The organism is Mesorhizobium sp. GbtcB19 (assembly GCF_019091085.1).
In the GTDB taxonomy this organism is placed as follows: Bacteria; Pseudomonadota; Alphaproteobacteria; order Rhizobiales; family Rhizobiaceae; genus Mesorhizobium.
Map to the genome: position 1 here is coordinate 147,148 of NZ_JAGXJY010000004.1, position 18,857 is coordinate 166,004.

The following is an 18,857-nucleotide window of genomic DNA, read 5'->3' on the forward strand; positions in this document are numbered from 1 at the left end:
GCGCCGCTGCTAAGGGCAGTTGCTTGCTGCGATCCTGGCCCTGACGGTATGGAACCACAGCTAGCAGGCTTCGCGGGACAGTTGGTTCTTATCCGCAGCAGCCTCCCTTGGCCGGTACGGCCATGTCTTTGAAGATGACGCAATCCTGGCCGGGACCGCCGGCACAGGCGGCATTGCAGCGCGTGACAAAGCCCTCCAACCGGCGTTCGAGCGAGCGCAGTTCAGCTAGCTTCTGGCGCACCTCGTCAAGATGCCTCTGAGCAATGTCGCGCGTTTCCACGCAGTCGCGGTCGGTGCTGATCGATAGCTCCAGCAATACGCGCACCTGATCTATGCCGAAGCCGAAGTCCCGGCACTGCTTGATGAACGTCAGCCGGCCCAGATCGTCGTCGTCATAGGTGCGCTGACCTCCGGCCGTGCGAGGAGCGGGAGGCAACAAGCCGATTTCCTCGTAGTAGCGGATTGTGGGTGTGCTGACACCCGCAGCCTTGGCGAGCGCCCCGATGGTGAACACGCGGACGTGAAGGTTCATCGCAAAATACTCCTTGAACCTCAAGTTACTTGAAGGAGTACGCTATCTTCGTTCTGGTGGGAAGGACGATTTTGTTGATGGGTTTTTTCGCAAATCGCGTCGCCCTCGTCCGTTGGACGTCGGCGATGCTGGCGATCTCGGCGCTTCTCTTCGCCGCCGCCGTCTTGATGGAAGGGAGCGGGCATCGGGAGCCCGCCAGCGCCGGCATGGCCGCGCACGACGAAGCCGCCGAGACCCAAGAAACGAGCGGCCATGATGAAGCGGCTGAGAGTTCGGCTGCGAAACAAGGTGGTGACAGCGCCAAGGTCGGCGAAACGGGCAGTCACGCCGAACAAACGATCCTTGGCATCAATCTTGAAACTCCCTGGCTGGTATGGGGGTTCGTGGGTGTTTCGATCATGCTCGCCGCCGCCGTTCTGAGGCTTGGCAGAGCGGCCCTCGCGCTGGCCATTCTGCTGGCCGGTGCCGCGGCAATTCTCGACGGCCGCGAGGTCTTCCTGCAACTCGCTCGGGCTAACGCAAGCGTGGCGAGCCTGGCAGCGCTGACAGCCTTCGCTCACGCTGCGGTTGTCGTCCTGGCCGTGTTGGCTTGGCTGGCTGCTTCCAACCACGCCGATCCGGCAACAGGGAGAGATACCCAATGAACATTGACAAGGCGACCACAGGCGCCAGCCTCTTTCTGGTGGCCTGCGCGGTGTGCTGCGCCCCCCTGATTGCGCCGCCGATTGTCGCCGCCATCGCGGCTGGCGGCGTCGGCTTGGCATTGGTCGGCCAGCTTGGCCTGACTTTAGTAGTGTCGCCGCCGGCGGGCTTTATCTTCTCTCGCGCCGCAAGGCCGCGCCCGACGCCACGTTTCAGTCACTGATGGCACAAGGCGAGTGCGGCTGCGGACCATCTTGCGCCTCTGCGGCCGAGAACGATGCCCTGTCGATCGCCTGCACTCTTGGCGCCTCAGATCTCAAGGAGCGTGTTGCCGGTATTCGCGCGTTGGCCAGTCGGTCGCTGCATCGCGCCGATCGCACGCCGCTGTCACTCGAACTCACCTATGGGTCCGAGGCGCTGGAAGAGGTCACGGATTTGATGCGCAAGGAACAAGCCTGCTGCGCGTTCCTCACCTTTGATCTGAAGACCAACTCTCGCGAAGTGATCCTCACCATCACCGCGCCCTCGGAAGCCGGCGAAGCAGCCGACCTCTTGTTCGACCACTTCGCCCCCGAACTCGCCGCTTCAAACGTCAAGGAGATCGCATAACATGCAACGTCGTCACTTTCTGATCATCTCGGCGGCTGCTTGTATAACCGCCGCTGTCCGCCCGGCGATGGGCCACAATGGCGACGAAATCATTCCCGGCTTCGACAAGGCGCTGAAGGCCGGTGGCCCCGCGATGATCCACGTGACGGCGCCATGGTGCGAGGTGTGCCAGGCGCAAAAGCCGATAGTGGCGGCGCTGCTGGCGTCGCCGGACTTCAAGACCATGAAGAAGTTCGATGTCGACTTCGACACGCAAAAGGAAATCCTGGCTCGCTACCGTGTGCAGATGCAAAGCACGATGATCGTCTACAAGGGCGGAAAGGAGGTCGACAGGCAAACCGGGCAAACCGACCCGGCGGTGATCGAAGCGCTGCTGCGCGAGGCGCTTTGACATGCTGCTCGCCTTGCTTGCCGGCGTTCTGTCGATCCTCTCGCCCTGCGTGCTGCCTTTGCTCCCAGTCGTTCTGACCGGCGCGGTGGCTGAACATCGGCTGGCACCGTTGGCCCTGGCGGCCGGCGTCGCGGTCTCCTTCACGTCGATAGGCGTCTTCGTCGCAACAGTCGGGTTCTCAATCGGCCTCGATATGACGGTCTTTCGCGTGGCTGCCGCAGTGCTGCTGGTCTTGTTCGGCGCTATCCTTCTCGTACCGCGTTTCCAGACGCAGTTCGCGACGGCGGCTGGCCCGGTGAGCAACTGGACGCAAAGCCGTTTTGGCGGGTTCTCCACCTCAGGCATACCAGGTCAGTTCGGCGTCGGGCTGCTGCTCGGCGCGGTCTGGACGCCCTGTGTCGGGCCGACCCTCGGCGCGGCCTCCATCATGGCCGCGCGCGGCGAGAACCTCGGTTCCGTGATTCTCACGATGCTCGCTTTCGGCATTGGCACGTCATTGCCGCTGCTGGTTCTGGCCCTGATGTCCCGCGAAGCATTGCTGCGTTGGCGCGGTCGAATGCTCAGTGCATCCAACGGCATCAAAATGGCCCTCGGCGCGCTGCTTGTCGCGGCCGGCGTGATGACGCTTTCCGGATTCGACCGGACAATACAAATCAGTCTTGAACATGCATTGCCGGATTGGCTGGTGGCCGTCACCACGAGCCTGTGACCGGTTCGCACAGCACGGCTATCATCTTCCTCTCGTCCTTACCCTGCAGCGACCGGACTCGCCGAGATCGCGGGGTCAGCCCTTGCGCTCCTGCAGGATGTTGCCGCCATCCACGACGAGGACGGCGCCGTTGACATAGCTCGCGGCGTCCGATGCCAGGAACAGCACCGCGGCCGCGACTTCCGCGGGGCTGCCGGCGCGGCCGAGCGGCGTGTTGCGGGCGGCGGCGAGTTCCTCCGGCGTCGAGGCGCCGGTCGCGATCCAGCCCGGCGCGACCGCGTTGACGGTAACGCCGCTGCGGCCGACCTCAAGCGCAAGCGCGTGCGTCAGCCCGATCATGCCGGCCTTGGCCGCGGAATAAGCGGCCTCGCCTTCGTTGGACACGTAAGGCCCGGTCACCGAGGCCATGTTGACGACGCGCCCATGGCCGCGCCGCACCATGCCGGCCAGAAATCCGCGCGTGCTCAAGAACGCGGTCTTCAGGCTGACATCGATGCCGCGGTCCCAGTCGCTTTCGCTGAGATCGACGAACCGCCGCTGCAGCGCCGGCTGCGCGACAGTCCCCATCCCGGCATTGTTGACGAGAATGTCGATCTCGCCGGCATCGGAGCGCAGCCGCTCGACATCGCCTGAAAGCGTCAGGTCGGTCACCGAGGCGCGGACATCGAGCCCCTCCGCCCGCAATTCCACCGCACGTTGCTCGACGCGCGCGGACGAGGCGGTGATGACGACCGAAAGACCGGCCTCGCCCAGCGCCCGCGCCGTCGCAATGCCGATGCCGTCGGCGGCGCCCGCGCCGGTCACCAGCGCCCTGCGCGATTTGCCAAACACGATCATCTCCGCTCCACGAGGTTCAGTAGCCGGCGCTGACGCCGAAATCGATCGAAAGCGCGGCCCCGGTGATCGGCGCCGCGCCCGGCTGGCAAAGATAGTGGATGAAGGATGCGATCTCCTCCACCTGGATGAACCTTGCTCTGTCGCCTTGCGGATAGTGCCCCAGAAGCCGGCGCTTGTAGCCGTCGGGATCGTCGCCGCCATAGGTGCTGGCCTGGTATTCGATCATCGGCGTCGCCGTGTCGCCGGGGCACACGGCATTGACCCTGATGCCTTGCGGGGCGAGTTCCAGCGCGAGCGCCTTGGTCAAAAGCACCAGCCCGCCCTTCGAGGCGCAATAGACGGAAGCCCCATTGTTGCCGACGATGCCGGCATCGGAGGCGATGTTGACGATCACGCCTTGCGCCGCCGCCAGATGCGGAATGGCCGCCGAGATCAGGAAGAAGGCGCCCTTGAGATTGACATCCAGCACCAGATCCCACTGCTCTTCCGCGACCTCGTTCGCCGGTCCCTCGAGCCAGACTCCGGCGGCGTTGACGAGTACGTTCATGCCGCCGCCCCAGTCCCTGGCCTTGCCCACCACCTCGCGGCAGGCGGCAACGGAGCGGATATCGAGCGGCAGACCGATCGCATCTGCGCCGGTCGCGGCAATCTTCGCCACGGCGGCGTCGAGCCGGGGGCCTGGAAGATCGGCAAGCGCGATCCGCTCACCGTCAGCCGCGAAGCGCAGCCCGGTCGCCAGGCCCATGCCCCCGGCGCCGCCAGCGATCAGAACCGTCCTGCCAGCCATGCGATAACCTCCATGAAACGCAGCTCGGCAAAGGCAACCACGTCATTGGGCCATGTCGCATGGATCAGCCCGACAAAACAATGATCTCAGCAGCTTCGCCTGGGCCGCTCGCCATCATCCCAGCTCGAGCGTCGTGATGCCGAAGACCATCGACAGCGCATTGTCGGGCTTGCCGCCCTTGTACATGCGTGTCGTCGCAAAACCCGGAGCCATGCCGGCGGCCTGAAGCGTGGCCGTGAATGCGCCCTGGCCGGCCGGCACGTCGATATGCAGTTCCTCGCCACCGGTCCTGTCAGAGAGGCTCGCCAACAACGCCAGGGCCGGCTCCGTCCCGTCGGCGAACAGCGGCCCGACCTTGAAGCCTTCGCGGCAGCGGCGCGCCACGCCGTAGCCGGCAATGCCGGTCGATCCAGCCAGGGGCAGCGCGATCCTTGGCTGTCGCAGCCACTCCCGAAGGAAGGTTTCCCGCGGCGCCGGGAAGCACTGGCGGTCATACGCAAATATCGGGGCCGTGTCGGCGGCCGTCACGGGCCGTATGTCGCCGCCGCCAGGCAGTCCGACGGGCCGGCCACTGTAGCGGACGGTTTCATAGGCAGGCACGAAGCCCATGCGCTGGTAGTTGGCCCGCTGCTCGGCCACACCGTCGAGACCGATGATGCGGTTGCCGAGGCGCGCCATGCCGGCGTCCCAGACCGCCTTGCCGTGGCCTTCGCCGCGCCGGCCGGGCCGGCAGATATAGAGGCCGATGAAGCCGAAATCCGGGCCGTAGGCGACCGCCGAAATGCCGGCCACCATCTCGCCGCCGACAAAGGCGCCGATGAACCCTTCCGGATCGGCAATCCGCAAAGCGGCGGCGTCACCGAGCCCGGGATTCCACCCCTCCGACGCCGCCCAGTCGACAAGCGTTTCGACCTCGCTGGCCGTCAGTGTCCGGATCGTTCTTGGCATCGTCTCATTCGGGCTGATGGCAGCACTTGGCAAGGAACCTCGAGCCGTCAGGATAGGCCGCCGCCAGCAGACTGCAAAGCCCTGGGAGAGAGCTTCCTATTGACCGGCGCCGGCCTGTTCGGCCGACGCCACCACGCACACGGCGGAAATCGCCCCCATGGCCCGGCAGAACGCGGCTTCGTCGAAGCGTGGATCCTCGACGATCGTTTGCGGATCGGCGCCGGGGACGGCCCCTGGGAACAGGATCGGCAGCGGGGCACCGCCGCCATGCGCCACGGAATTATAAGCGACGACGCTGGCCGTATCGGTCGTGGCTGTGACGGCGCTCGGCTGCACCACCAGATTGGCGCCGACATAGGTCAGGTCGTAATTCGCCGAGGCGCTGAGGCTGCCTTGCTCGATGGCGTAGGTGCCGGGCGCGCTCGACGTGGTCGCGCCGGTCGAAAGCGCGCCGGCGAGAGTGTCGCCGCCAGCCAGGCCGAGCCCGCCGATCGAATAGGTCAGCGGCGGATTGACCTCGCCCTGCGCCCGGCTCTTGGCGTCGGCCGTGACGGTGATCGCCCGCCTGGCGATGCTGAAGTCGGCGCCGGCGAAAGTGATGTCATAGTTCGAATTGTTGGCATCCGTAAGGGTGCCCTGGCCGATCGCGTAGCTGCCGGCATTTTCACCCGCCACGCGGTCGAGCGCGCCGACCAGCGCAACGCCGCTGCCAAGATCGCTGTGGGTGTAGCTGTAGGACAAAGGATCGGCGTTGCCGTAGATCTTGCCCTGGTTGGCATTGGCGGTGACGGTCACCGCGCGTTTGCCGATGTCGAAGGCGGCACCCACGAAGGTGATGTCGTAGTTGGAATTGTTGGCGTTGGTCAGCGTGCCCTGGCCGATGGCGTAACTGCCGACATTCTCGCCCGCGCCGCGATCGAGAGCACCGACGAGGGCCGCGCCGCTGCCGAGATCGCCATAGCTGTAGCCGTAGGATGACGGATCGGCATTGCCATAGGTCTTGGCCTGGCCGGACGTGGCCGTGACCGTCACCGCCCGCTTGCCGATGTCGAAATCCGAACTCACGAAAGTGATGTCGTAGTTGGAATTGTTGGCATCGGTCAGCGAACCCCGGCCGATGGCGTAGCTGCCGGCGTTCTCGCCGGCCGCGCGATCGAGCGCGCCGACCAGGGCGACGCCGCTGCCGAGATCGCTATAGGTATAGCCGTAGGATGACGGATTGGCATCGCCATAGGTCTTGCCCTGGCCCAACGTGGCCGTGACCGTCACCGCCCGCTTGCCGATGTCGAAATCCGAACCGACGAAAGTGATGTCGTAGTTGGAATTGTTGGCATCGGTCAGGCTGCCTTGGCCGATGGCGTAACTGCCGGCGCTCTCGCCGGCGACCCGATCGAGCGCGCCGACCAGCGCCATGCCATTGCCGAGAGAGCTGTAGGTGAAGCCGTAGGACGACGGGTCGGCATTGCCATAGGTCTTGCCCTGGCCGGACGTGGCCGTGACCGTCACCGCCCGCTTGCCGATGTCGAAATCCGAACCTGCGAAAGTGATATCGTAGTTGGAATTGTTGGCGTTGGTCAGAGTGCCCTGCCCGATGGCATAGCTGCCGACATTCTCGCCTGCCTCGCGATCGAGCGAACCTACCAAAGCGACGCCGCTGCCGAGATCGGAGAAGCTAAAGCCGAGTGTGGGATCGGTATCGCCATAGCTTTTGTGCTGGTTCGCGGTGGCGGTGACGGTGACGGCGCGTTTGCCGATATCGAAATCCGATCCGACGAAGCTGATCTCGTAGTTGGAATTGTTGGCATCGGTCAGTGTGCCTTGCCCGATGGCATAGCTGCCGACATTCTCGCCAGCCTCGCGATCGAGCGCGCCGACAAGCGCCACGCCACTGCCGAGATCGGAGAAACTGTAGCCGAGCGTCGGGTCGGCATCGCCATAGGTCTTGTGCTGGCCGGTGTTCGCGGTGATTGTCACCGCCCGCTTGCCGATGTCGAAATCCGAACCGACGAAGGTGATGTCGTAGTTGGAATTGTTGGCATCGCTCAGCGTGCCCCTGCCGATGGCGTAGCTGCCGGCGTTCTCGCCAGCCTCGCGATCGAGCGCGCCGACCAGCGCGACGCCACTGCCGAGATCGGTGTAGGTGTAGCCGTAAGATGACGGATCGGCATCGCCGTAGGTCTTGTGCTGACCGGCATCGACGGTGACCGTCACCGCCCGCCTGTCGATGTCGAAGTCCGAGCCGACAAAAGTGATGTCGTAGTTCGAATTCGCCGCGTCCGTCAGCGTGCCTCGTCCGACGGCATAGTGACCGGCATTCTCACCGGCGACGCGGTCGAGGTCGCCGACCAGCGCAGCGCCATTGCCCAGGTCGCTGTGGGAGTAATCGTAGGACGACGGATCGGCATCGCCGTAGCTTTTGTGCTGGCCGGCATCGACCGTGACGGTCACGGCACGCTTGCCGATGGTGAAATCGGCACCGACGAACGTGACGTCGTAGTTGGAACTGGGCACGTCCAGCGTGCCCAGTCCGATGGCATAGGTGCCGGCGTCCTCGCCGGCCTCCCGGTCGAGGCTGCCGGTCAGCGTCAAGCCGCCGAGATTGGAAGCGGTATAGGTGTAGGCCGCCGGATCGCTGTCGCCATAGACCTTGCCCTGGCCCGGATCGACGGTGACGGTGATCGCGCGCTTGCCGATGGTGAAATCGGCGCCGGCATAGGTGATGTCGTAGTTCGAATTGTTGGCATTGGTCATCGTGCCCTGGCCGATGGCGTAGGTGCCGGCGTCCTCGCCGGCGGCGCGGTCGAGCGAACCGACCAGCGCGACGCCGCTGCCGAGGTCCGAGACCGAATAGGTGAATGCGGGATCCGCGTCGCCATAGGTCTTGTGCTGATCGGCATCGGCCGTGACCGTCACCGCGCGCCTGGCCACGGTGAACCGCCCGGCGCTGTCGAAGGCGAGCCCATAGCCGTTCAGGACAGTGATATCGCCGGCGCCGACGGTAATCGTGTAAGTCCCGGCGCCGAGTTGCTGGGTGGCAAGCGTATTTGGCGTGGAGAGCGACGGCGCGCCGGTGAAAGTGTTGCCGGCGCTGTCGCCGAGATAGGCGTTGGCCACCCCCGCCTGATAGCCCGACACCGTGTAGGTCAACGCCGGCATGGCGGCGTCGCCATAGGTCTTCGAAGCATTTTGCGAGGTGAAGGTCAGCGTCGGCTGGTAGGCAAAGACATAGCGATTGCCCGTGGCGCTCACGGCGCCGCCGGCCGCGGTGTTCCAGATCGCGGTGTTGCCGCTGTTGAGATTGCCGAATGTGTTGCCGGTCGGTGCTGCCGCATAGACCAGCCAGCGCCCGCTGGTGGCGGTGACGGCATCGCTGCCGCGATTGTTGATGAACTTGCCGCCTGCCGCCAGCACCGGATCGGTTCCGCTGACCGTGGCGCTCGCGGCGATCGTCAGGTCGCCGGTCGTCTGCAGCTGGACTTGCCCCATCGTGTTGGCCCCGGTCGTCGTCACGCCGCGTGCGCTGCCGGCGCTGCCGATGACGAGCCCGCCGAGATCCGCCAGGTTGACCGATCCGGCATTGACGGCGACCGTGCCGACCTGGTTGCCGGCATTGGTCAGGTTGAAATCGCCTGTGCCGCCAAGCCATAGCGAGCCCGCGCTTAGGCTGCCGCTTGTCTGCGTGACGGTGCCGTTCGACGACAAAGCCAGCGTGCCGCCGCCGATCGATATCGCCTGGTCGAGCGCGAAGGTGGTCGCCGCCGTCTCGATCTGCCAATTGGCGAAGGACAGGCTGCCGACATAGGTCGACCCGACGGTCGTCGCGGCAACGTCCTGCAGCGCCGAAAGCGACGTGATCGAGGCGTCGACCTCATCGAGACGCCAGTTGCCGTAGACATTGAGATTGGAGACATTGCCGCCTGACAGGCCTGTGCGCAGCGTCACCGCGTTCTGCGCGCCGGAAGCATCGGGGCCGCCATCCTGCACCGTATAGACCAGCACGCTGCTGCCGATCGCGCCGGTCGGCGTCGCGATATAGTAGTAGCCGTTGACGCCGGTGGATACCGTGCCGAGGTCGACGCCGTTGGCGACGGCCGTAACAAGTCCGGGATTCTTCACATAGTAGGGCTGGCGGGTATCTGACGAGAGCGGCGTGGTGCCGCTATCCTTGTAGGCGATGCCGGAGATCGCCTGCACGCCGTTCGGATAGAAACTCTTCAGATAGGGATAGAGGCCGCCCGAGCCCCCGCCGAAGGCAGCGCTCAAACCGTTGGCGGTGCCATTCTGGAAGTCGGCGGTGGTAAGACCGATTACGCTGCCCGCGTTGCTGCCGCTGCCAAAGGCGTTGCTCAAGCCCGACGTCGTCATGTCGAAGGCGCCATTGGTGACGGTGCCGTAGTTCAGCCCCACCAATCCGCCCACCTCCAGAGCTCCCAGGACCCCGCTGGCTGGCCCGGTCGAATACGCGTCGCTGATCGATCCCAGGTTCAATCCCACAAGCCCGCCGACGAAGCGTGAACCAAGAACCCAGCCATACGCGTAAGACTGGCTGATCGTCCCACTCGACGTGTTGGAGCCGACGAGCCCGCCAACGGAGTTATCGTCACGCGCATTTACCCCCACCGTCGAGAACGATCGGGTGATCGAGCCGTCGTTCTGGCCAACCAGTCCGCCTGTGGAGCCGGCGCCATGGATCTGCCCGCTTGCCCACACGCCGGAGATGGATCCCTTGTTCCAGCCGGCGATGGCGCCCGTTTCGTAGGAAGCCATGACGGAGGCATCGACAAGCCCGACATTGCGCACCGCGCCCCCACCGCCGATATAGCCGAACAGGCCGGCGTAGTTGGCGCCGCCTGGTGTCGACCGCAGATTGTCGATGGTGTTGCCGAGACCGTCGAACGTGCCGTTGAAGCCGTTGCCACCGTTGAGGATGTTGGTGTTGCCGTCGGTGCCGAGCGGTATGAAGCCCTTGACGCCGTTCCAGTTGTAGGTGGCGCTGGCGTCGATGGTGTTGGCGAGCGCATAGCGGCCGCCGAGGCCATTGTTGATCGCCTGCAAGCCGTTGACGTCGTAGATCAGCGTGTAGCTCTGCCCGTTGATCGACAGCGCCTGCGCCCCTTGCGTGCCGGTAAAGGTCACCGAGGCGCCAAGCGCATAGGACATGACGCCGCCGGTGCCGCCATGATTGGTGACAAGCGTCAGTCCGCCGACACCGCCGATCGTGGCGCCGGCGTTGAAGACGATCGAGTGATAGGCGTCGAGCGTCAGCGTGTTGGCGCTCCAGGCGATCGGCGCCGCGATCGTGATGTCGCCAGCCTGCGAGCCGCCGCTGCCGGTCGAAATCGTTACATTGGCAAGCGCCAGCTGGTTTTGCAGCGTGGTGACATTGATGACGCTGTCATTGGAGCCGGCGGAGAAGCCGCCGGTATCGACGTCATTCGAGATGGTGACGTTGTAGGGATCGAGCAGAAGCTCGCCGGTATCGCCGAAACGGGCGCGCAGATCGGCCGAGCCGGTGAAGCCGAGCTGCTGTTTGCCCGACACCTCGACGAAGCCGCCATTGCCGCCCTCGTCGCCACCGCGGGCAGAAATCTTGCCGGCAAAATTTGTTTGCGCGTCCGACCAGACGATGACGGTGCCGCCGGCGCCGGCGCCGGTTGCGTCGGCATTGATCGTCGTGTCCTTGTCGATCTCCGTGGTCTGGGCCCGCTGCAGCGTACCCGAGCCCTGCTTGTCGCCGCCGATCCTGACCGCGCCGCCGCCCTCCTTGCCCGAGGCATCGACGGTCGCCCCCTTGAGCTTCAGCTTGCGGCCGGTGACCGCGACTTTGCCGCCCCTGCCGCCGACCCTTGCCGAAGCATCGAGCTTGCCCGAGATCTCGACCTCGCCCTGATCGCCGCCGAGCACGATCTCGCCGGACTGGCCGGAGACGGTGCGGGCCTCGACAAGCCCGGACATGTTGACGGCCTGCCGCGCGGCCTCCTTGGCCGCGGCGGCCTTGATCTCGACGCGGCCGCCATCGGCGCTGATCACGCCGGAATTGCCAACCAGCGCGCCGGAACCGTCGGCCTTGGTCGGCACGGCAACCTGCAGGAAGCCGTCGCCGGAAAGATCGAGCGCCGCCTCCTCGCCCGAGCCCAGCCCGACCTTGCCGAGCGGCACGCTGATCGTGCCCGAATTGTCGACGCTGCCGCCGATCAAAGCCGCATAGCCGCCGCTGCCGATCGAGACGGAGCCTTCGTTCGAGACGGCGGCGGAGGCGCCCTTGCCCTTGAACTTCAGCTTGCCGGCCTTGAAATCCTCATCGTCGATGTCGAGCGAGGAGCCGACAAAGCCGGCCGCGCTCACCTTGCCGGTCTTGGAGATGGCGATGCCGTTCGGGTTGACCAGGAACACCTGGCCGTTGGCGTTGAGCTGGCCGGCGATGGTCGACCTGGTGTTGCCGGTCACCCGGTTCAGCATCACCGACGAGGAATTCGGCTGGTCGATGTTGACGGTCGCGCCGGCGCCGATCGAGAAACTCTGCCAGTTGACGATGGCCGAGTTGGTCGACTGCTTGATCGCAAGCTGCGAGGCCGACGGCTTGGAGATGGTCACGCCGCCGGACGCCACACTGCCGCCGGTCGGCAGTTCCTGCGCCCTGGCCGAGGTGAAGCCGACAAGCGCCGTCGAGGCCAGCAGCAGTGCCGTCAGCGGCAGGTTCACGGTCGGAAGGATTGGGAAGGCGTTGCGCATGGCCGGACCTAGAATTGGATGGCGCCGCTCAGCGAGAAACGGTCGCTGTCGGATCGTTGATCGTCAGGGTGCTGGCGACCCCATTCGAGCGTCAGGCTGGTGTTGGTGGGGTCGCTCGCGAACGCAGTACAGAGCTTGATGCCAAGCCCGTAGGAAGCGCCAACGATGCTGGCGCTCTCCAGCGCCGTCGGCATTTCGAGGCGGACCTCGCCGACAGCACCGAAGACATAAGGCGAAAGCTGGATCACGCCGCCGGTGAAGGGGAGATACCAGGGCGAGGACAATTCACCGCGAACCACGTAGCCGGCATCGCCCTGCAGGGCGCCTGCATCGAAACTCGACAGGCCGGTCGCGCCGGTCAGGCCGATCTGCTCGGACTGCAAGAGCGGCTTGCCGAACGAGGTCTGCGCACGAGCGTAGAGATCAACGCCGAGATGGTCCGCCAGCGGCTGGCTGTAGCTTGCCGAAACCTCCAGCTTCTGGAATTCGGCATCCGCGCCCTGGCGCGACAGCGGCAGGAGCGGCGTGGCATCGGTGGCCGCGCGCGCGCCGAGGCCGTCGATGCCGAAGGATGCGGTGACATTGCCGACGAAGACGCCGCCGAGCGGCGTGAACCAGGTGGCGTCGGTGCCGAAGCGGATGATGCGCAGCCGGTCCTCGGCGATCGGCAGCGAAATCGGCGTGACGGCGTTGAGGCGGTCGCTCTGCGCGTCGAAGGAGAGCTCGCTGCTGACCGTCAGCGCGCGGCTGCGGATCCAGGGATAGCGCAGGCTTGCCGAATAGCGTTCGAATTCGCTGCCGAAACCCAATGAACCCGGCTCGGCATTCGGATTGGCGCGGGTGCGGCTGGCTTCCAGATTGAGCGTCAGCCCGTCATAGCCGATCGGCAGAACGATGCCGGCGGCATAGTTGCGGTTGCGCGGATCCTCGCTGAACAGGCCCTGGTCGCCGCCATTGGGATATCCGCCGGCGCGCAAATAGACGAGTTCACCGAGGCCGAGTAGCGAATTGAAATCGATGCCGACGCCGGTCGACCAGCGCTGCAGCGAAGGCGACAGCGAATTGTCGACGCCGACCTGCCCGCCGATCGGCCGGTATTTGCCGTCGATGACAAGCACGCTGGCGCCCCTGGCCGAGCCCGCCTTGAGTGTCGAGCGCAGCCTGGCGCCCGGCGTGTCGCCGGCCAGCAGCAGCTTGCGTTCGATTGCGGAGAGCTTGATGCCTTTTTGCCCGACCAGGGGCGCCAGCGTCGCCTCTACCCTGTCCCTTATCCGTTCCGGCAGATTGCCGGTGTCGATCTTTTCGAGGAAGCCGTCGACGACGACCAGCCGCAACGTCGCGCCGTCGGTCAGTTTCTGCGGCGGCAAAACGACCCGCACCAGCACGTAGCCGGCGTGCGCGTATTCGGCTTCCAGCTGGCGCGCCGCGGCGAAGATCTCGGCCGCCGTGACGGTGCGGCGGGAAAGGCCGGCGGTGACCTTGCGCGTCGCATCCGTCATATCGGCAAGGCCGCCCCCAATATGCACCCCGGTGAGCTTGACTTTGAGCTTCTCGGCGCCGGCGGGTGCCTCCAGCCCCTTGCTCTCGGGAATGGAGACACCTGCCGTGTCCGGCCCGGGTGGTGGCCGAAAGGTAGGCGGAGTGATCTGGCTCGCGGTCTGGGCAAAGGCGCCGGCTGAAAGCCAAAGGCAGGCCGAAGCCGCAGCAAGCGCCATCTTGACGCGGCCATGCCATCCGGCGGCGCCAGGCCGGGGCCGGGCGCCCTGTCGGATGTCGCGGTTTTCATCGGCGTCGAAGCCGGTTCCGCCCATATGGCTCACGCAGTCACTCTTGATCCGGGACGGAGATCCGGGCGCAAAGCGTTGCCACCGCCGATGCCGCGCATCGGGCGCCAGACCCTGTCCTTGTTTCTTCTTTTCCCGGGAAGGCGCTCCCCGCAGCCCCGATGGCGCGAACCCTATGCCCGCCCGGCGGGACTCGTCAATTCGACGCAGGGCTGCGGACCGGACTATTATTGGGACGGGTTTTGCGAACCGATGCAAAGAGTTAGCAACGAATGGACGCCCGATCGCGCCCGATCGGGCGTTGTTCCAAAGGGCAACTGGACACAACCGGCGAAGACTGGGAATCTTCATTTGTCGTTGCTTGGAATCGCATGGAGTACCGCAGGAAATGCCGCTGAGTGCCGCAGAGATCACCCGTCATCCAGCAGCGCTTCGCAGTGTGCAGGAACAGTCGCGCGCGCTCATCCATGTCTACGAAACGACCCCGCGGCTGGCCGCCGTCTTCGCCACTCAGCAGCGCTGGCTTCTCGCTCATGTCGGCCTGGCTCTGCATTTCCGGCGCGATCCCAACGACCGCCGCACCGAAATGACGATGGCGCGTTTCATCGAGGTCGTGCGCCGCAATTCCGTGGCCAGCCGCAACACCGCCGAAGCCTTCGTCAAGGAGATGCTGCACTACAACATCGCCGAATACATATCGGCCAGCGGCGACGGCCGCGCCCATCCCATGCGGGTCACGGAGGGCACCATCCAGACCTTCACCGGCTGGATCTATGCGCATCTGAGAACGCTCGACCACATAGATGGCGCAAACCGGCTGGAAACCTTCCTCGGGCGACCCGAGATGCTGCCCATCCTGCAGCCGCTGATTGCCGACGGATTGCTGGCCAGCGAGGGCGTGCGGGAGCCCGGAGAGACTTTCTCGTTGTTTATCTGGCTAAACAACGGCGGCATCGTCATGGATTGGCTGATGTCCGGCATCGATCCCGACGACGTCCATCTCGACAGAATACCGACCGGCGTCATATCGGTCAGTGAGTTCGCGCACTGGCTGAAGCTGTCGCGCACCCATCTGGCGCGGAAGCTCCATGATGCCGAGGCGCTCGGCAGCATCGGCTGGGTCGGCCAGCGCGGCCATTCCGTGATGTGGGTTTCAAGGTCCTTCTTCGACGAGTACATAGCCGTCCAGGCCGCCAAGCTGGCCGTCGTCGACGCGGCTTTCGAAGCCTGCATCTCGGCTCCGCACGGGCGCTGACCACAAGAACTCGGCGCAACCTCGCGCGAAACCGGCCCTCACGCTGGCGGGCGCCGGCCAAAACTGCTATCCCGCGACTTGCGAGACTACAGCATCTTTGGGTGGAAGCTGGGAGGGTGCGTTGACCTACGAAGACATTGCCGGTCACCCGGCATTGCCCGTTTGCGTGCGCGCGCAAGCTCTCGCGATGCAGCAGGCTTATGAGAAAAACCCGCGGGCATCCTCGGTCTTTGCCACCCAGCAACGCTGGCTGATGGCTCATATCGGTCTTGCCCTGCATTTCCGCAGAGACCCCAGCGACTACCGGAAAGAAATGACGGCAGCGCGTTTTGTCGACGTCACCGTTCAGCACGCGGTGGCAAGCCGAAACACCGCCCACGCCTTCATCAAGGAAATGCAGCACTATAATTTCATCGAGGTCGGGCCGGCGAGCGATGACGGCCGCATTCGTCCCCTGCACCTGCCCGCCATGACCTTGGAGCCGTTGATCGGCTGGATTCACATACATCTGAGCACGCTGGATGCGCTTGACGGCGCGAACCGGCTGGAAACATTTCAGGCAAGGCCGCAGATGCTGGCCAGGTTGCAGCCGCTGATCGCGGACGGCCTGATTTCCTCGGTGCCGGTGCGCGAACCGCAACAGACTTTTTCGCTGTTCACCTGGCTCAACAATGGCGGCGTCGTCATGGACTGGCTTATCTCCGGCGTCGACCCTCAAAATGCCGGCCAGGAGCGCATCCCCACCGGCGTGCTGTCGATCGGCGATTTCGCCAGATGGCTGAAGCTGTCGCGCACCCACCTTGCGCGCAAACTGCGCGACGCCGAGACGCTCGGCAGCGTCGGCTGGCTCGGGCAACGCGGCCATTCCGTGATGTGGATCTCGAAGGAATTCTACGGCGAATACGTCACCGCGCAGGCGGTCAAGCTCGCCATCATCGACGCTGCCTTCGCCGCCAGCATGACGGCCAGCTGAGCGTCTTTTGCTTTTCTATCCGGCCTTCAGAATGGCGGAAAAGCGCGGATCGAAGGCCCGGCTGATCGGCTCGGCCGCGGCACCCACCGCGATCGCCCAGGGATCGGTGGTGCCGAGCTGCAGCCGCGGCAGGCGGCGTGCAGGCCGATCCGCGATCGACGGCAGCAACGGGTGCATCGCCTGAAGCAAAAGCCTGGCCAGCGCCTCGGGCGCGCTGCTGGTGAGGATGACGGTCTGCGGATCGAAGATCGTCTCGATCAGATGCACGCTCCATCGCAGATCGGGCGCGGCTCGTTCGACCCATTCCAGGACCCTCGGGTCCCGCGCGAGCGCCAGCGCGCCGAGCTTCTCGTAAAGCCCCCTCTCGGCGGGGTCGAGGCCGAGATGCTGGTAGAGCGAGGCGAGCGAGGCACGGTGCTCGAGCGGCGTCGAGCCTGCGCCGGCCGGCGATAGCAGCGCCCTGCCGATCTCGCCGGCATTGCCGTTGCCGCCATTGTAGAGCTCGCCGTTCAGGATGAGCCCGGCGGCGATGCCGTAGCCGACATAAAGGCAGACCGCGTGATCGACGCCATGCGCGGCGCCGACGATGCGCTCCGCCGTGGCGCAGGCCGCCGCGTCGTTCTGCAGCCCGACATTCAGTCCGGTGCCAGCGGCAAGCGTCTCGAGCAGCGGGAACTGCTGCCAGGCTGGCATCATCCATTTGTCGTCGGCTTCCTTCAGGCCGAACGGCCCCGGCATGGCGATGCCGAGGCCGACCAGGCGCCGTTCGGACTGCGCCGAAATGCCGGCCAGCTCGCGCCTGACATCCGCGACCAGGCCGAGGATGGTCTGGACGCCGGGAGACGGTTCGTCGAGCGGCAGGTTGGCTTCGGCGCGTGCCATGACGCTGCCGACCAGGTCGACCACCACCACCCGCGCCAGATGCCGGTCGATCTGCAGCCCGATGGCAAAGGCGCCTTCGGGCACCAGCCGGTAGGGCGTGAAGGGCTGGCCCCTGCCCTTGCGCACAGCCTCCAGCGCAACGACCAGGCCGTCCTGCTCGAGATCCTCGATGATGTTGGAAACCGCCTGCTTGGTCAGCTGCGTCGCCCGCGCCAGGTCGGCGCGCGACAGCGCGCCGTTGAGCCGCAGCGCCTCGATCATGACGCGGCGGTTGTGCGCGCTGGTGCCTTCCTGGTTGGTACCGCTCTTGGCCCGGATCGGGTTGATGTCGTGCACCGTCGTTTCCCCTCTTGACTCCATTAAAGGATTGATCGACTAATTAAGTCAAGCGAATTGACTTAATGGTGAAGACCGGGCGATTTGAAAAGAAGCCCCGGCGGATCCGGTCACACGCGATGCGAATTCGAGGAAGCGGCGCAGCCATCCGCGGCCGTCGAAAAATGGGAGAAAGACAAATGCTGAAATCGATCGGTAAGACACTTCTGGGCGCGGTGTTCGTCGGCGGACTGTTCGTCCCGCACGCCTTCGCCGAAACCACATTGAACGCGCTCTTCATGGCCCAGGCCGCCTATAGCGAGGCTGACGTGCGCGCCATGACCGAGGCCTTCACCAAGGCCAATCCGGACATCAAGGTGAACCTCGAATTCGTTCCCTATGAAGGCCTGCACGACAAGACCGTGCTCGCGCAAGGGTCCGGCGGCGGCTACGATGTGGTGCTGTTCGACGTCATATGGCCGGCCGAATATGCGACCAACAAGGTGCTGGTCGACGTCTCGTCGAAAATCACCGACGACATGAAGAAGGGCGTGCTGCCCGGTGCCTGGACCACCGTCCAGTATGACGGCAAATACTACGGCATGCCCTGGATCCTCGATACGAAGTACCTGTTCTACAACAAGGAAATCCTCGAAAAGGCCGGCATCAAGGCGCCGCCGAAGACCTGGGAAGAGCTTGGCGAGCAGGCCAAGATCATCCAGGACAAGGGCTTGCTGAAGACGCCGATCGCCTGGAGCTGGGCACAGGCCGAAGCCGTGATCTGCGACTACACCACATTGGTCAGCGCCTATGGCGGCGACTTCCTCAAGGACGGCAAGCCGGACTTCCAGAACGGCGGCGGCGCATCGGCGCTGAAATACATGGTCGACAGCTACAAGTCCGGCCTCACCAATCCGAACTCCAAGGAATTCCTCGAAGAGGACGTCCGCAAGGTGTTCGAGAACGGCGATGCCGCCTTCGCGCTGAACTGGACCTACATGTACAACATGGCCAACGATCCAAAGGACTCGAAGGTCGCGGGCAAGGTCGGCGTCGTGCCGGCGCCGGGCGTTGCCGGCACCAGCGAGGTCTCGGCCGTCAACGGCTCGATGGGCCTTGGCGTCACCGCGGTATCGAAGCATCAGGACGAGGCCTGGAAATACATCGAGTTCATGACCTCGCAGGCAACGCAGAACCAGTACGCCAAGCTCTCGCTGCCGATCTGGGCTTCGTCCTATGATGATCCGGCCGTCACCAAGGGCCAGGAAGAGCTGATCGCCACCGCCAAGCTGGGTCTGGCTGCCATGTATCCGCGCCCGACCACGCCGAAGTACCAGCAGCTGTCGACCGCTCTGCAGCAGGCCATCCAGGAATCGCTGCTCGGCCAGACGACGCCGGAAGACGCGCTGAAGACGGCCGCGCAAAACAGCGGCCTCTGATCCATCACGCACCATTTGCGGG

General features: G+C 65.0%; 15 protein-coding genes. 8 read left to right on the forward strand and 7 right to left on the reverse strand.

Features of this window, described 5'->3' with window-relative positions:
- Positions 1 to 88: 88 nt before the first annotated feature.
- Positions 89 to 532: a helix-turn-helix domain-containing protein gene (locus KVT37_RS09700; protein WP_217572129.1), complete on the reverse strand. Its 444-nt coding sequence runs from the start codon at positions 530 to 532 to the stop codon at positions 89 to 91.
- 74 nt (positions 533 to 606) lie between these two features.
- Between KVT37_RS09700 and KVT37_RS09705 the strand changes: the two genes are divergently transcribed.
- The 5 genes from KVT37_RS09705 to KVT37_RS09725 are packed head-to-tail and all read left to right on the forward strand — an operon-like array spanning position 607 to position 2,883.
- Positions 607 to 1,176: a hypothetical protein gene (locus KVT37_RS09705; RefSeq protein WP_217572131.1), complete on the forward strand. Its 570-nt coding sequence runs from the start codon at positions 607 to 609 to the stop codon at positions 1,174 to 1,176.
- Positions 1,173 to 1,397: a hypothetical protein gene (locus KVT37_RS09710; protein WP_217572133.1), complete on the forward strand. Its 225-nt coding sequence runs from the start codon at positions 1,173 to 1,175 to the stop codon at positions 1,395 to 1,397. The genes KVT37_RS09705 and KVT37_RS09710 overlap by 4 nt, the downstream gene beginning before the upstream one ends.
- Positions 1,397 to 1,783 carry a hypothetical protein gene (locus KVT37_RS09715; RefSeq protein ID WP_254633909.1) on the forward strand — a complete coding sequence of 129 codons (387 nt, stop codon included), beginning with the start codon at positions 1,397 to 1,399 and terminating at the stop codon, positions 1,781 to 1,783. The genes KVT37_RS09710 and KVT37_RS09715 overlap by 1 nt, the downstream gene beginning before the upstream one ends.
- 1 nt (position 1,784) lies before the next feature.
- A complete protein-coding gene (locus KVT37_RS09720; protein WP_217572135.1) occupies positions 1,785 to 2,174 on the forward strand; it encodes a thioredoxin family protein in 390 nt (129 codons plus the stop codon).
- A gap of 1 nt (position 2,175) precedes the next feature.
- Positions 2,176 to 2,883: a cytochrome c biogenesis CcdA family protein gene (locus tag KVT37_RS09725; RefSeq protein ID WP_217572137.1), complete on the forward strand. Its 708-nt coding sequence runs from the start codon at positions 2,176 to 2,178 to the stop codon at positions 2,881 to 2,883.
- 75 nt (positions 2,884 to 2,958) lie between these two features.
- On the opposite strand, the gene KVT37_RS09730 is transcribed toward KVT37_RS09725, so the two are convergent.
- The 5 genes from KVT37_RS09730 to KVT37_RS09750 form a co-directional block, all read right to left on the reverse strand.
- Positions 2,959 to 3,714, reverse strand: a complete 756-nt coding sequence (locus KVT37_RS09730) for an SDR family NAD(P)-dependent oxidoreductase (RefSeq protein ID WP_308642596.1) — start codon at positions 3,712 to 3,714, stop codon at positions 2,959 to 2,961.
- Positions 3,715 to 3,736: 22 nt separating this feature from the next.
- Positions 3,737 to 4,507 (reverse strand): SDR family NAD(P)-dependent oxidoreductase, encoded by a 771-nt coding sequence (locus KVT37_RS09735; RefSeq protein ID WP_217572141.1) that lies wholly within the window; start codon positions 4,505 to 4,507, stop codon positions 3,737 to 3,739.
- A 114-nt stretch (positions 4,508 to 4,621) separates the two neighbouring features.
- Positions 4,622 to 5,455, reverse strand: a complete 834-nt coding sequence (locus KVT37_RS09740; RefSeq protein WP_217572143.1) for a GNAT family N-acetyltransferase — start codon at positions 5,453 to 5,455, stop codon at positions 4,622 to 4,624.
- A 96-nt stretch (positions 5,456 to 5,551) separates the two neighbouring features.
- Complete coding sequence (locus tag KVT37_RS09745) at positions 5,552 to 12,187, reverse strand: MBG domain-containing protein (RefSeq protein ID WP_217572145.1); 6,636 nt, start codon at positions 12,185 to 12,187, stop codon at positions 5,552 to 5,554.
- An 8-nt stretch (positions 12,188 to 12,195) separates the two neighbouring features.
- Complete coding sequence (locus KVT37_RS09750) at positions 12,196 to 13,998, reverse strand: ShlB/FhaC/HecB family hemolysin secretion/activation protein (protein ID WP_254633932.1); 1,803 nt, start codon at positions 13,996 to 13,998, stop codon at positions 12,196 to 12,198.
- Between the two features lie 361 nt (positions 13,999 to 14,359).
- On the opposite strand from KVT37_RS09750, the gene KVT37_RS09755 reads away from it, so the two are divergent.
- On the forward strand, positions 14,360 to 15,226 hold the full coding sequence (locus KVT37_RS09755) for a hypothetical protein (RefSeq protein WP_217572149.1): 867 nt from the start codon (positions 14,360 to 14,362) through the stop codon (positions 15,224 to 15,226).
- Positions 15,227 to 15,347: 121 nt separating this feature from the next.
- On the forward strand, positions 15,348 to 16,199 hold the full coding sequence (locus tag KVT37_RS09760; RefSeq protein WP_254633910.1) for a hypothetical protein: 852 nt from the start codon (positions 15,348 to 15,350) through the stop codon (positions 16,197 to 16,199).
- Positions 16,200 to 16,214: 15 nt separating this feature from the next.
- Here KVT37_RS09760 and KVT37_RS09765 read toward each other — a convergent pair whose 3' ends face one another.
- Positions 16,215 to 17,417 carry an ROK family transcriptional regulator gene (locus tag KVT37_RS09765; protein ID WP_217572153.1) on the reverse strand — a complete coding sequence of 401 codons (1,203 nt, stop codon included), beginning with the start codon at positions 17,415 to 17,417 and terminating at the stop codon, positions 16,215 to 16,217.
- Between the two features lie 179 nt (positions 17,418 to 17,596).
- On the opposite strand from KVT37_RS09765, the gene KVT37_RS09770 reads away from it, so the two are divergent.
- The gene (locus tag KVT37_RS09770; protein WP_217572155.1) at positions 17,597 to 18,835 is read left to right on the forward strand and encodes an extracellular solute-binding protein; all 1,239 of its coding nucleotides are present in this window, start codon (positions 17,597 to 17,599) and stop codon (positions 18,833 to 18,835) included.
- Positions 18,836 to 18,857 lie beyond the last annotated feature (22 nt).

Bases quoted from the DNA above. Each gene is read 5' to 3' on its own strand.
- KVT37_RS09710 (WP_217572133.1), top strand. From the start codon at position 1,173: ATGAACATTGACAAGGCGACCACAGGCGCCAGCCTCTTTCTGGTGGCC.
- KVT37_RS09770 (WP_217572155.1), top strand. From the start codon at position 17,597: ATGCTGAAATCGATCGGTAAGACACTTCTGGGCGCGGTGTTCGTCGGC.
- KVT37_RS09735 (WP_217572141.1), bottom strand. From the start codon at position 4,507: ATGGCTGGCAGGACGGTTCTGATCGCTGGCGGCGCCGGGGGCATGGGC.
- KVT37_RS09725 (WP_217572137.1), top strand. From the start codon at position 2,176: ATGCTGCTCGCCTTGCTTGCCGGCGTTCTGTCGATCCTCTCGCCCTGC.
- KVT37_RS09700 (WP_217572129.1), bottom strand. From the start codon at position 532: ATGAACCTTCACGTCCGCGTGTTCACCATCGGGGCGCTCGCCAAGGCT.
- KVT37_RS09755 (WP_217572149.1), top strand. From the start codon at position 14,360: ATGCCGCTGAGTGCCGCAGAGATCACCCGTCATCCAGCAGCGCTTCGC.
- KVT37_RS09715 (WP_254633909.1), top strand. From the start codon at position 1,397: ATGGCACAAGGCGAGTGCGGCTGCGGACCATCTTGCGCCTCTGCGGCC.
- KVT37_RS09750 (WP_254633932.1), bottom strand. From the start codon at position 13,998: ATGGGCGGAACCGGCTTCGACGCCGATGAAAACCGCGACATCCGACAG.
- KVT37_RS09740 (WP_217572143.1), bottom strand. From the start codon at position 5,455: ATGCCAAGAACGATCCGGACACTGACGGCCAGCGAGGTCGAAACGCTT.
- KVT37_RS09745 (WP_217572145.1), bottom strand. From the start codon at position 12,187: ATGCGCAACGCCTTCCCAATCCTTCCGACCGTGAACCTGCCGCTGACG.
- KVT37_RS09720 (WP_217572135.1), top strand. From the start codon at position 1,785: ATGCAACGTCGTCACTTTCTGATCATCTCGGCGGCTGCTTGTATAACC.